At 33.5% G+C, this 13820-nt stretch carries 8 protein-coding genes; 5 read left to right on the top strand and 3 right to left on the bottom strand.

Annotation, left to right across the window (positions count from 1 at the left end; genetic code table 11):
- The first annotated feature begins 64 nt into the window (after positions 1 to 64).
- The 3 genes from BM289_RS09810 to BM289_RS09800 all read left to right on the top strand — a co-directional run bounded on the left by BM289_RS09810 (position 65) and on the right by BM289_RS09800 (position 2996).
- Positions 65 to 823 carry a methyltransferase domain-containing protein gene (locus BM289_RS09810; protein WP_091492789.1) on the top strand — a complete coding sequence of 253 codons (759 nt, stop codon included), beginning with the start codon at positions 65 to 67 and terminating at the stop codon, positions 821 to 823.
- 375 nt (positions 824 to 1198) lie between these two features.
- Entirely contained in the window at positions 1199 to 2623 is a 1425-nt protein-coding gene (locus tag BM289_RS09805) for a sensor histidine kinase (RefSeq protein WP_091492788.1), read from the top strand.
- On the top strand, positions 2613 to 2996 hold the full coding sequence (locus BM289_RS09800; protein ID WP_091492786.1) for a response regulator: 384 nt from the start codon (positions 2613 to 2615) through the stop codon (positions 2994 to 2996). Before BM289_RS09805 ends, BM289_RS09800 begins: the two co-directional genes overlap by 11 nt.
- A gap of 5 nt (positions 2997 to 3001) precedes the next feature.
- Here BM289_RS09800 and BM289_RS09795 read toward each other — a convergent pair whose 3' ends face one another.
- From BM289_RS09795 to BM289_RS09785, 3 genes are all read right to left on the bottom strand, one after another.
- Positions 3002 to 4171 carry an NlpC/P60 family protein gene (locus BM289_RS09795; protein ID WP_091492785.1) on the bottom strand — a complete coding sequence of 390 codons (1170 nt, stop codon included), beginning with the start codon at positions 4169 to 4171 and terminating at the stop codon, positions 3002 to 3004.
- Between the two features lie 299 nt (positions 4172 to 4470).
- On the bottom strand, positions 4471 to 6735 hold the full coding sequence (locus BM289_RS09790) for an aconitate hydratase (protein ID WP_091492784.1): 2265 nt from the start codon (positions 6733 to 6735) through the stop codon (positions 4471 to 4473).
- Between the two features lie 123 nt (positions 6736 to 6858).
- On the bottom strand, positions 6859 to 9630 hold the full coding sequence (locus BM289_RS09785; protein WP_091492782.1) for a bifunctional aconitate hydratase 2/2-methylisocitrate dehydratase: 2772 nt from the start codon (positions 9628 to 9630) through the stop codon (positions 6859 to 6861).
- Positions 9631 to 10053: 423 nt separating this feature from the next.
- Between BM289_RS09785 and BM289_RS09780 the strand changes: the two genes are divergently transcribed.
- Together BM289_RS09780 and xrtN are read left to right on the top strand one after the other, a co-directional pair.
- A complete protein-coding gene (locus tag BM289_RS09780) occupies positions 10054 to 12552 on the top strand; it encodes an XrtN system VIT domain-containing protein (RefSeq protein WP_091492781.1) in 2499 nt (832 codons plus the stop codon).
- A complete protein-coding gene (xrtN, locus tag BM289_RS09775) occupies positions 12552 to 13796 on the top strand; it encodes an exosortase N (RefSeq protein ID WP_091492779.1) in 1245 nt (414 codons plus the stop codon). The genes BM289_RS09780 and xrtN overlap by 1 nt, the downstream gene beginning before the upstream one ends.
- The last annotated feature ends 24 nt before the right edge of the window (positions 13797 to 13820 follow it).

Raw genomic sequence — 13820 nt, 5'->3', positions numbered from 1 at the left:
TAAGCCACTTCATTAACTTTTAAACTTTAAAGTTTTTTGCTACTTTTAAATAAAAACAACAATTATGACTTGGGATCCAAAAAAATACAACGAATTTAAACAAGAACGTTCGAAACCTTTTGAAGATCTGGCTGGTCATATTATGGACAAACCCAACCTAAAAGTGATTGACTTAGGCTGTGGAACTGGTGAATTAACCCAAAAACTATCCGAAAAATTAACTAATCCGACAGTTCTTGGCATCGATAACTCAGCTGAAATGCTGACCAAAGCTCCTATTCAAACAAATCTTCAGTTTGAAGAAAAACCAATTTTAAATCAACTAAACGATACTGTCAAATGGGATGTTATTTTTTCAAACGCAGCATTACAGTGGATAGATAATCATTATGAACTTTTTCCAAAAATTATTTCCCGTCTAAATCCAGGTGGACAACTGGCAGTTCAAATGCCTCAGCAGAATGAAAATATTCTCAATAAAATACTTTTAAACTTGGTACAGGAAGAACCTTTCGCTTCTTATTTAAATAATTGGACAAGGCCTTCACCAGTTCTGACTTTAGACGAATATGCTAAAATCCTTTTTGAAAACGGCGGAGAAGATTTAGTTATATACGAAAAAGTATATCCTATTATTTCTACCGCTCAAAATGACTTTTTCGATTTTATTTCCGGCTCCGCTTTAACCGTTTATCAAGAGCGTCTAAAAGAAAAAGAATTTGAAGAATTAACTACTGAATTTAAAAAAAGGATAAATACTTATTTTCCAAATGTTCCTGCCATTTATGCCTTCAGAAGGCTAATCATTTATGGTAAATTTTAATCTGCTGATTGAGAAACATAAAACCTCAACTTCTTTTTTTTCATCCTTTATCTCTTTTTCACTTTTAAATTGAGGAAGTTAAAATCTAATTTTACTCATACAAAAGATATAAACGACATAAATAACTACCAAACAACATCTTAAACAAAAAAGAGTCAGCTTGAAAAATTTTTAATTTGAACTCATTTTTTTGTAAAACTTATAAGATAAATTTCACTATATTTGAGAGAATCATTCCAAATCTATTTTTTAAGCGCCGATAATTTTAACAAGTGTTTAATTTTAATTCCAAACGGTCTTTCCCAAATAAGACTGTTTTCAAATTATACAAAACACGAAAAGACACTTTATTATTAACCTACTAATTATAAGATTATGTCTAAGTTACAAGCTTTAAAAAACTTTCGTTTTCCGAATGTTTTCATTCTTATTCTAATCGTTTTTATTTCCTGCGCGCTACTCATCTGCACCAATTTTTTTACCATTAAAATTTTATCTGCCAATAGAGCTTATGTCAATGGAGAATCTCACTATTCCAAGGCACAAAAAGATGCCTCAAGACATCTTATCAGTTATTTGTATACTCAAAATCCAAATCAGTGGAAATCGTTCCTTGAGGAAATAAAAGTGCCGCAGGGAGATGGAATTGCACGTATTACACTTCTCAAAGCAGGAGATAATCAAGTGGCAAGAAATGGTTTTTTAATTGGACGAAATCATGAAGATGACCTGAATGATGTAATCTGGCTTTTTGACAACTTTAAAAATGTTTCTTTTTTATCTAAAGCCATTGACGAATGGGGAAAAGGCGACAAATTGATTTTTGAACTTTTTGTGATTGGCCAGCAAATTGACGCCAAAATAAAACGCGAAATTCTAACTGGCACGGATCAAAAAAAATTCATGAAAGAAATTAGCGTAATTAGCGATCGTCTGACTGTTAATGAACGAAATTTCTCGAATACATTAGGAGAAGGAACCCGCAAAATTAAAGACTTATTAATCTTTACCAATATCTTCTTCATTTTGGTCATAATCTGCAGCGTATGTTTGTATTATTCTATTATGGTTAAAAGACTTCTTGTTTCTAAAAAAGAAACAGAAGCTAAAAACGAAAACTTAATAATTGTAAACAAAGAACTAGATCGTTTTGTTTACAGTGCATCGCACGATTTAAGATCTCCAATCACTTCTTTAAAAGGCTTGATTGAAATTACAGCATTAGAAGACGATGTGAATCAGGTTCGAAATTATCTTCAGATGATGCATCAAAGTCTGGCGCGTCAAGATCAATTTATAAGCGATATCATCGATTATTCTAAGAATAAAAGAAAAGAAATAATCATGGAACCAGTCAGCTTAAAAGAGTTGTTCAACGAAGCTATCTTACAAATGATGCATATTGAAAATGCAAGCAAAATAAAATTCACTCAGGAACTTGAAGTAGATCAAATTGAGAGCGACGGACTCCGCTTGAAAATCATTATCAATAACCTGATTTCAAATGCTATAAAATATGCCGACTGTAGTAAACAGGAAATGTTTATTACCATTAAAACTTATTTCAGTGAAGGTTTAAATAAAATTGAAATCGCCGACAATGGAATTGGAATTCATGACGAACACAAAGAAAATATTTTTGACATGTATTTTGGAACTAACAAAAACAAAGGCTCTGGATTAGGCTTGTATATTGTAAAAGAAGCCGTTGAAAACATCAAAGGAGACATTTTTGTTTTTTCAGAAAGCAATGTTGGAAGCAAATTTATTGTAACTATACCTAACTCTCATGCCGTTTAGATCTCAATTTATCATCATAGAAGACAACTTAATCGATCAGTTTGTCACTAAAAAATTACTTAAAAAAGGATTAGACATTAATCCTCTGTACATTGCCAATAATGGAAAAGAAGGCATAGACTGGCTTACAGGGAATCCCGATCATCATTCACTGATTATTTTTTTAGACATTCAAATGCCTATTATGAATGGTTTTGAGTTTTTAGATGAATTTGACAAACTTCCGGAGAATGTAAAAGATAGAATTGAAATTTTTGTACTTTCTTCCACTTTAGACAGTGATGAAATTAAGAAAGTAAGAGAAAACAAATATGTTTCTGATTTTTGGAATAAACCTTTCAGACTGGAATTATTGCAAAAAACTTTTGTTTAAAAATCTTATTCCAAAACGCGATTTACCTGAGAAAATGATCTAGTGTAGTACGGTTCTTTTGTAGAAGAGATCATTACTCCTCCATGTGTAGACGAATGTACAAATTTAATCTCGCCATCTATATTTTCAACGACCATACCGACATGGTTTATATGGCGTCTTCCGTTGGTTTTAAAGAAAATCAAATCTCCTTTTTGGGCTTCATCTGAAGCTACTTTTGTTCCAATTCGAGATTGTTCTATTGAACTTCTTGGCAATTTAATATCAAAGATTCCGAAAGTGCAAAACATCAATCCTGAACAATCAAAACCTGCTTTTGTGGTTCCACCGGAACGGTAACGTGTTCCAATGTTTTCAGTTGCACTTGCTATAAGCTGATCTATCAATTCTGAGTGAGATCCTGTTGGTACTTTTACATAAGTTGAATCTCTTTTTATTTCTGGTGTTGTTTCTGCCATTTGAGTTGAAGAAGAAACAACCGTTTCATTAATTGTCTGCCCTGCTTGAGCCGCTTGAATGGCGTCGGCTTTTTCTTTTGGAACACGAATTTTTAGAAGATATCCAACCGGCACTTTTCCTTTAATGGAAGGATTCTGACGCTCTAATTCTGCAACCGTAATTCCGTATTCTTTCGAAATACCATACTTTGTTTCTTTCGCCCTAACCTCTCTAAACAACTCCACATCTGCTGAAACAATTTCTGGAACATTCTGATTTTGTTTTTCATCAACCGAAGCAATCGCATTGGAAGGAATGGCAATCTGCTGTCCTATTTTCAACCCTTCTGTTTCCAAAAGCGGATTCGCTTTCTTTAAATCATCAACAGAAACATTGTATTTTTTTGAAATTCCCCAAAGTGTTTCTTTAGCGGCCACTTCATGTGTTCCAGAAGAACTATTATTATTAGAAGAAGTATTATTTAAAGCAAGTTCAGTAGTTTTAGACTTTGTTTTTGAAGTGCTTTTATTTTTATTCGGAATTAAGATTGTCGAATTTAGTTTTAAGATTTTAGGAGCATTTGGGTTGGCATCAGTAATCTCTTTTACTTTTACTCCGTATTTTTTAGCAATAACAGAAAGGTTTTCTCCTTTTGAAATCTTGTGCTTTACAAAGTTTTCCTGTGCGAAGGCTCCAAAACTAAAAAAAAACAGTACTATTATTATCCTATAAACCATATTTCTTGAATTACATTTTTATTACTATTTCAAGAGCTAAAAAACATTAATTTTTAAACTCAAAAAAATCATTTTTATTACGTGCATGGCGAATTTAACTTTTTAAAGTAAAAAAACCTCGATTTTTAACAACTAATTTTTGTCAAAAGCTCAAATTTAAAGCTTAGTTAATATCCAAAAAAGCTTCTTGACTGAATTTCAAAACTTTATAATTAGAGGTAAATTTCCCTCAAAATTGATCTAAAATAAAAAACGCCCTGTTTCTACAGAGCGTTTTTAGTATCATTAAATTATGTAAATTAAGCTTTTCCAGCCGCAATTAAATTTAATGCAGACCCAGCTACAAACCAACCAATCTGCCCAGCATTGTAAGTATGGTTTGCCAAGATAATGTCTTTTGTGCCATTTGCATGGACAAACTCTAATGTTAATGGTTTTCCTGGAGCAAATTCGGTTAAATCTAAGAAATTGATTGTATCGTCTTCCTCAATTTTATCATAATCTGCTTCGTTTGCAAAAGTCAATCCTAAAAGACCTTGTTTTTTAAGATTAGTTTCGTGAATACGAGCAAATGATTTTACCAAAACGGCTTTTACACCTAAGAAACGAGGCTCCATAGCCGCATGTTCACGAGAAGAACCTTCACCATAGTTATGGTCTCCCACAACAATAGAAGGCACTCCTGCTGCTTTATAAGCACGAGCCACAGCAGGAACAGCATCATATTGCCCTGTTAATTGATTTTTAACGGAATTTGTTTTTTGGTTATATGCATTCACTGCTCCAATCAGCATATTGTTTGAAATATTATCCAAGTGACCACGGAAACGCAACCAAGGTCCAGCCATAGAAATATGATCTGTTGTACATTTTCCGAATGCTTTGATCAATAATTTTGCGCCAGTAATATTTTTACCATCCCAAGCATCAAACGGCGCTAATAATTGTAGACGCTCAGATGTTGGATTTACCACTACTTGAACTCCAGAACCATCTTCAGCTGGAGCTTGGAATCCTGGATCTTCAGCATAGAAACCTTTTGCAGGAAGTTCGTCTCCCGTTGGAGCGTCCAACATTACTTCTTCCCCATCTTCATTGATTAATTTATCTGTTAATGGATTAAAACCTAAATCACCTGCAATTGCCATTGCCGTTACCAATTCTGGAGAACCAACAAATGCTAATGTATTTGGATTACCATCTGCACGTTTTGAGAAATTACGATTGAAAGAGTGAACAATGGTGTTTCTCTCCTCTTTTTCCGCCCCTTCTCTATCCCACATACCAATACATGGTCCACAGGCATTAGCAAAAACGGTTGCTCCTATTTTATGGAACGTATCAATAAATCCGTCTCTTTCAATAGTCGAACGAACTACTTCAGAACCTGGTGTAATAGTGAACTCTGCTTTTGTTTTTAAATTTTTAGCCGCAACTTGTCTTGCTAGAGAAGCTGCACGAGAAATATCTTCATATGAAGAGTTCGTACAAGAACCAATTAAACCAACTTGAATTTGTAATGGCCAATTATTTTTAATTGCTTCGTCTTTCATTTTAGAAATCGGAGTTGCTAAATCTGGCGTAAACGGCCCATTTAAATGAGGTTCTAATTCAGATAAGTCAATTTCAATAACCTGATCAAAATACTGCTCTGGATTTGCATAAACTTCTGGATCTCCAGTTAAATATGGAGCAATTTTATCAGCAGCATCTGCAACGTCTGCACGATTTGTAGAACGTAAATAACGTCCCATTGAAGCATCGTATCCAAAAGTTGAAGTTGTAGCTCCAATTTCGGCCCCCATATTACAAATTGTTCCTTTTCCTGTACAAGACATTGCTGTTGCTCCTTCGCCAAAATATTCTACGATTGCTCCAGTTCCTCCTTTTACAGTCAAAATACCAGCCACTTTCAAAATAACATCTTTAGGAGCCGTCCAGCCTGATAATTTACCCGTTAGTTTAACTCCAATAAGTTTAGGAAATTTAAGCTCCCACGCCATTCCTGACATTACATCTACAGCATCGGCGCCACCAACTCCAATTGCTACCATTCCCAAACCTCCTGCGTTTACAGTATGTGAATCGGTACCAATCATCATTCCGCCTGGGAAAGCATAATTTTCAAGTACAACCTGATGGATAATTCCTGCTCCCGGTTTCCAGAAACCAATTCCATATTTGTTCGAAACCGACGACAAGAAATCAAAAACCTCATTACTCTGCGTTTTTGCTCTTGCCAAATCGGTTGCAGCGTCTATTTTTGCTTGAATTAAGTGATCACAATGCACAGTAGTTGGGACTGCTACTTTAGATTTTCCTGCGTGCATAAATTGCAATAATGCCATCTGCGCTGTTGCATCTTGACAAGCAACACGGTCTGGTGCAAAATCAACGTAATCAACTCCTCTCTTAAAAACCTGAGATGGCGTTCCGTCCCAAAGGTGATTGTATAAAATTTTCTCAGTCAAAGTAAGTGGACGTCCAACAAGCTCACGTGCTTTATCAACACGTGAAGGCATGTTCTCATACACTTTTTTAATCATTTCGATATCAAAAGCCATAAGTATTGTAATTTGTTTATTTTCTGTTTTTTTTGAACTTTCTAAGTTACAAAAAATAGAGGAGGTATAAAAGAAAAAGCCCGAGTTTATCGCTCGGGCTTTTGATATATTAATAATCGAAGATTACATTACTAACGATTTGTTTGAAGGTGCAAACTTTGTTAAGTTAATACCATCAACCGCAGCAGTATACTCTTCAATAGTAGGAGTTCTTCCTAAAATTGTAGACAATACCACAACTGGAGTAGAAGAAAGAAGAGACTCTCCTTTTTTTCCTTCTTTATCCTCCACAACCCTTCCTTGGAAAAGACGAGTTGAAGTTGCCATTACCGTATCTCCTTTTGCTGCTTTTTCTTGGTTACCCATACAAAGGTTACATCCTGGACGCTCTAAATACAACATGTTTTCGTATTCAGTACGTGCCGCACCTTTTGGAGCATCATCATTAAATTCGAAACCAGAATATCTTTGTAAAACTTCCCAGTCACCTTCAGCTTTAAGCTCATCTACAATGTTATATGTTGGAGGTGCAACTACAAGTGGCGCTTTAAACTCTACTTTACCTGTTTGTGCTTCAACATTTTTCAACATTTGAGCAAGGATTTTCATATCTCCTTTGTGTACCATACAAGAACCAATAAATCCAAGATCTACTTTTTTATCTCCTCCGTAGAAAGACAAAGGTCTAATTGTATCGTGAGTATATCGTTTAGAAACATCAGCGTTGTTTACATCTGGATCGGCAATCATTGGCTCAGCGATTTGATCTAAATCAACTACAACTTCAGCATAATATTTAGCATTTGCATCCGGAGTTAAGGCTGGTTTTTCAGCCGATTTAATTTCAGCAATTCTCTTGTCTGCTTTGTTGATCAATCCTTGAAGAACGTGTTTGTCGTTATCCATTCCTTTATCAATCATGATTTGGATTCTGCCTTTTGCAATTTCCAATGATTCGATTAAAGTATCATCTTCAGAAATACAGATAGACGCTTTAGCTTTCATCTCTGCAGTCCAGTCGGTAAATGTAAATGCTTGGTCAGCAGTAAGTGTTCCAATGTGAACCTCAATGATTCTTCCTTGGAATACGTTTTCTCCTCCAAATTGGTGAAGCATTTGTGCTTGAGTAGCATGAACCACATCACGGAAGTCCATGTATCCTTTCATTTCTCCTTTGAAAGTTACTTTTACAGATTCTGGAATTGGCATAGAAGCCTCTCCAGTTGCTAATGCAAGAGCCACAGTTCCTGAGTCAGCACCAAAAGCAACTCCTTTTGACATTCTGGTGTGAGAGTCACCACCAATAATGATAGCCCACTCATCAATCGTAATATCGTTAAGTACTTTGTGAATTACGTCTGTCATTGAATGATAAATACCTTTCGGGTCACGAGCCGTGATTAAACCGAAATCGTTCATAAATTTCATCAATTTAGGAATGTTAGCCTGCGCTTTTTTATCCCAAACAGAAGCAGTGTGACAACCAGATTGGTAAGCACCATCAACAATTGGTGAAATTACTGTTGCCGCCATAGACTCTAATTCCTGAGCAGTCATAAGACCTGTAGTATCTTGAGAACCTACAATGTTTACTTCAACACGAACGTCAGAACCAGCGTGCAATACTTTGCCTGGAGCGATTCCAACAGCATTTTTGTTGAAGATTTTTTCAACTGCAGTAAGTCCTTGTCCTTCATGAGAAACCTCTTTTGATGGAGCATAAACTAACGGAGCCTCAACACCTAAAACTTTTGCTGCTAATGTTTGCAATTTTTTACCAAATACAATAGCGTATGATCCTCCAGCTTTAATAAATTCCATTTTCTGAGGTGTAAATGCCTTAGAAATATCAATTAATTCTTGATCGCCGTTATATAATTTTTTCTCTTTAATGTTTATTGTTAAAACTGTTCCTGTAGCTACAGAATAAGCCTGCTCTAAAATTGGCTCGTCGTTTTCGTTACGAACAACATTACCATTAGCATCCACTTTTTTAACCCAGTTTTTAAGATCTAATCCAATACCTCCTGTTACGTCAACAGTAGTCAAGAAAATTGGAGAGATTCCGTTTGTTCCTCCAACAATTGGAGCAATATTTACGAATGGAATATAAGGACTTGCTTGTTTTCCTGTCCAAAGTGCCACATTATTTACACCTGACATTCTAGAAGAACCAACTCCCATAGTTCCTTTTTCAGCGATTAACATTACGCTTTTATCAGGATGTTGTGCTTGTAACGCTCTAATTTCCTGCTGTGCTTGAGGTGTAATCATACACTGCCCGTGAAGTTCACGATCTGAACGAGAATGTGCTTGATTTCCTGGAGAAAGTAAATCTGTTGAAATATCTCCTTCACCAGCGATAAAAGTAACTACTTTAATTTCGTCAGCTACTTCTGGTAATTTTGTAAAAAACTCAGCTTGAGCATAACTCTCAAGGATTTCTTTAGCAATCTCATTGTTATTTTTGAATGCTTCTACTAAACGATCTGTATCTGCTTCGTAAAGGAAAACTTGCGTTTTAAGTACTTTTGCCGCTTCTTTTGCAATAGCCACATCATTACCTAAAGCTAAATCCAGTAAAACTTCGATTGAAGGTCCACCTTTCATATGTGATAATAATTCGAAAGCAAAAGCTGGAGTAATTTCTTTTACCACAGATTGCCCAAGAATAATCTCTTTTAAAAATTTTGCTTTTTCACCAGCCGCACTAGTAGTACCTGGCAATGTATTGTAAATAAAAAACTTAAGAGAATCTTCTCTGTATTCGTTATCTAAATCTTTGATTTGTGAAATGATTTCGCTTACTAATTCTGCTCCATCAATTGGCTTCGGATGAAGACCTAAGGCTTTTCTTTCTTCAATTTCTTGAATGTAATCTTTGTAAGTATTCATAATTAAGTAGAAGTATTTTTTTTTGTACGCAAATTTAAAGATTAAAGCTGAGAATTAAAAAAAATATAATAGAAGTAGCCTTTTCAAAAATTATTATTGTTAAAAAACGATTTTCGATGCTTGTTATTGACAAAAAATTAATTTTATATTAAAAAAATGGTTTTTTCATATTTTAAAATCTTTTCTTTAACAAAGTCGAAATTTAATGTTACGAAGTAAGTGAGATTTTACTTCTATTTTCATAAAGAACGTTTCTAAATAATAAATTATAACGTTATAGTTGCGATTTTAGCCGACTGCTTTCTCACTTTTTAGCTTTCTTTTTTACAGAAATCTTTCATTAAAAAAAATCTTTCAAAAATATTTGCAATTCAATTTTTCTTATAACTTTGCGATTCAAAGTTCTTTTAAAAACATAACACTATGAAATACAAATTTGAAAAATTTAGGGAATTTACTCAAAAAGAAGGAGTAACGCTTAGCTTATTCATAACATTCTTTTGCCTGCTTTTACTTAGCATAATTTTAACCGTTGCAACTTCGGGTTCGCGTAGTGCAGAGCCCCTTTGTCAAATAAATTTGATTTTTGAATTTATATACGGGGTAACAGCTTCCTTTATGATTTTGAGAAAAAGAGAACGATATGTTCATCTAATTCCTTTTCTGTTTTTAAACTGGCTTATTGGATGTTTTTCTTTAAACATTTTTATTCCAATTTTTGAAAATCTGCCTGTCTGGGTTTATCTTGTTACTTTACTTTTTTGCTTTTCAAATTTTTTCATCTATAATACACAAAACAGGAGCAATACCACGTTAATCCTTTTTTTTATAAATGGATTATCTTATACTATAATATTATATTACACACTATACTTGCTTCCTATTTCTATAATTTCAGTAGTTACAATTTTACTTTTGGGATTAGGTTTTTATGGTTTGGTTCCTGCCTTAATTTCACTGATTCATTTTATAAAACTTGTAAAATTATTTCATGAAGATAGTCAATACTTCATCTCATTTTCTACTGGTATTTTAAGCATACTAATTGCCTTGTTTGCTTTTACATTCCGATTGAATAGTGAAAGCAAAAAAATCAGTCAGAATCAAATTTCAAAATCATTTGATTATAATGAAGACTTACCTGATTACATTAGGATTTCACAACATTTAGAACCTAACTTCTTTAATGAAATCTTACTTAAAAAGGATCTTGTTTATAAAAGTCAGAAGGATTTCTTTAGCCTTAGAGGTTTTGACTCATTTGGAGGCAGGCAATATAACGAAAGAAAAATTCACAATCCGTTTATCACAATTGCTTATTCTTTTTGCAATGATCTTGATTTGAGCACAGATGACCGCATTAATATCCTGAAATCAAATTTCGATAAAAGGCTAGAAACAGAAGAACAATTATGGAGTGGTGAAGATTTGTTTACCAAAGAAATCAAGGAAGACATAAAAATTTATCCTGCTTCAAGATTGGCTTACACAGAAATTACTATGCATATTGCCTGCAAAAAAGAATCCTGGCAAGACAAGGAAGCTATTTATTCTTTTCAGCTTCCTGAAGGCTCCGTGGCTACTTCGCTTTCTTTGTGGGTAAATGGCATTGAAAGAAAAGGAGTTTTGACCACAAAAGAAAAAGCTCAAGCAGCCTACAAACAAATTGTTGGCGTAGAAAGTCGTGACCCATCTTTGATGCAATGGAAAGAAGGCAACAAAGTTGTAGTTCGTGTTTTTCCTGTAAGCTATGAAAAACCAAGAACTTTTAAATGCGGGTTTACTACGCCTTTACAAGCAGGTCAAACAGAGATGAAATATAAAAGCATCTCCATAAAAGGGCCAAACGTCTCAAACGCTTCTACTCTTTCTCGAATTCAGATTACAGATAATTCAAAAGTCAGAACTAGTAAAAATTTTGAACTGAAAAATAATTTCTATGTTAATACATCAAAAGGATTGGATGATTGGGAAGCTAGTATGCCTTTAAGCAAAACATTCCAAACTAGCTCTTTTACATGGAAAGATAAAACATATAAAATAGAAGAAATTCAAAAAATTGCTGTTCCATTTTCTCCATCAGAAATTATTTTAGATCTAAACAGCAATTGGACTTTAACCGAAATAGAATCTTTTGTCAATTTGGATGGAAGTTCAATTTACGTGTACAAAGACAAAGAAAAAACAGCAATAAATCGAGATAATTTCAAGACCATTCAAGCTGAATTTAATAATTTGCATTACTCACTATTGCCACTTTATAAGATTACAAAGAACAGTTTAATCATTACAAAATCAGGTACATTTTCTGCCAACTTTGAAGAACTTGATGGATCCGAATACTTAAATAAAATAAGAACAGCAACCCAGCAACAGAATTTAAAAGTTATTAATTTTTCTCCAGAAATTAATCCGTTTTGGCAGACTGTCAAAGAGCAAAAATACGTTGATTATTATCAGTCTACACTTCAAAATAGTTTAAAGATGATTAAACAGCATCAGTTTGCAGTTTACAAAACAAAAGAAACTTCAGTAAATATTGAACCTGCCGGCATTTCAATTCAAGAAACCGCTAGAGACAGCAGTTTTAAAGATAATGGACCAAATCATATTTACAGAATGTATGCTTTTGGAAAAGTTTTGGAAGAACAAGTGAAAATTCAGAACGATACTTTGGCTTCAAATAAATACGTTACTCTGGCAAAAGATGCCAACATTGTAACTCCAATTTCATCGTTAATCGTCTTGGAAACTGATGAAGATTATAAAAAGAACGGAATTGAAAAAAATGTCGACACTTTAGGAAATGCTTCTATTAAAAATGACGGGGCTGTTCCAGAACCACATGAATGGGTACTTATTATTATTGGTTTAACTACACTTTTTGTTTATTATCGTAAAAACAAAACTCAAAAAGCATAATGATTTTATTGTTGCAATCTTATCAAAAATCAATTGCTATTCTGGCTATTATAATTCTGTTAGTTATAAACTACACTATTGTATTAGCCGGACTAGACAATAATTTCTTTGGAATCATTTTTTCCATTCTGCTATTTCTTTATGCAGGAAGAAAAACTACTCTAAAATTGAGTTATCCACTTCTTGGAATGATTTTTCTATTGGAATTTATCAGCTATAGACTGCATACAAAGTCACTACATTTTTATGCTTTACTATTACTGATATGTTTTATTTATTACAGTTTTACCAGAAGATTTTCTTTTATTGCTTTTATCTGTCTCTTTTTGTTTTCTTCGATTTTTGACCAATTATTTAATTATCTCACTGTCGAAATAAAACAAACACTTTGTTATGGCGTCTATCATACATTGAAAAACTTTCTTCCGATAACAAAAATCGAGGGAGTTAATTTTTATATTAACCATGCAAAAGTTTCTATTGATACCGCTTGCATGGGTTTGTCGATGTTTAAAACGGGATTGCTTTCGGGAGCCTTTTTACTGACTTTAGAAGAGCGAAAACAACAAAAATATTTTAGCATACTGCAAATATTAGTTTTTTGCAGTGTTTTAGTTATTCTGAACATTATTTCTAATTATTTCAGGATTATCACTTTGGTTTTATTCAATTGTACCGAAGAAAATATCCTGCACCATACCATCGGAATTGTGTGTTTTGTCTTTTATCAAATTGCTCCCATTTTATTCCTTATCCGATTTTTTATTCCCAAAAAAGATGAAATAAAAAGCGACAAGATTCAACCAAAATTCATACCTATATTATTTGCCACTGGAATTTTATTTACCACCAGTTTCGAAATTAAAAAAGAACAAAATTATTCTCTGCTAGAAAATCTAAATCCCGTTTACAATATCAAAAATGGTGTTTGGGTAACCAACGAAGTTTTTAAAATTGCAACTCCCGAAACTTTAATCTACATAAAAACTCCTATTCACAAACCTTTAATATGCTGGACAGGAAATGGATATAAAATTATAGAATCTAAGGAAATCAGCAGAAACAATGAAAGAATATGGCTCACCAAAATGGAAAAGGACAACATTATGTATTTCTCTTATTGGTGGTACGAATATGATAATAAAAAATATACGTCACTCACCAAAGTTTTGCTATTAAAGCTTTTTAACAACAAAACAGTGCGTTTAATAAATGAAACGAGTATTAGAGAAAAAAAAGCCTGATTAAAAAATCAGGCTTTAGCTATA

Source organism: Flavobacterium phragmitis (assembly GCF_900112575.1).
GTDB lineage: Bacteria > Bacteroidota > Bacteroidia > Flavobacteriales > Flavobacteriaceae > Flavobacterium > Flavobacterium phragmitis.
Note: the sequence above shows the minus strand (reverse complement) of the source record. Positions and strands in the feature narration are given on the sequence as shown.

Coding starts and splice junctions, on each gene's coding strand:
- BM289_RS09810 (WP_091492789.1), top strand. CDS start 65: ATGACTTGGGATCCAAAAAAATACAACGAATTTAAACAAGAACGTTCG.
- BM289_RS09805 (WP_091492788.1), top strand. CDS start 1,199: ATGTCTAAGTTACAAGCTTTAAAAAACTTTCGTTTTCCGAATGTTTTC.
- BM289_RS09800 (WP_091492786.1), top strand. CDS start 2,613: ATGCCGTTTAGATCTCAATTTATCATCATAGAAGACAACTTAATCGAT.
- BM289_RS09795 (WP_091492785.1), bottom strand. CDS start 4,171: ATGGTTTATAGGATAATAATAGTACTGTTTTTTTTTAGTTTTGGAGCC.
- BM289_RS09790 (WP_091492784.1), bottom strand. CDS start 6,735: ATGGCTTTTGATATCGAAATGATTAAAAAAGTGTATGAGAACATGCCT.
- BM289_RS09785 (WP_091492782.1), bottom strand. CDS start 9,630: ATGAATACTTACAAAGATTACATTCAAGAAATTGAAGAAAGAAAAGCC.
- BM289_RS09780 (WP_091492781.1), top strand. CDS start 10,054: ATGAAATACAAATTTGAAAAATTTAGGGAATTTACTCAAAAAGAAGGA.
- xrtN (WP_091492779.1), top strand. CDS start 12,552: ATGATTTTATTGTTGCAATCTTATCAAAAATCAATTGCTATTCTGGCT.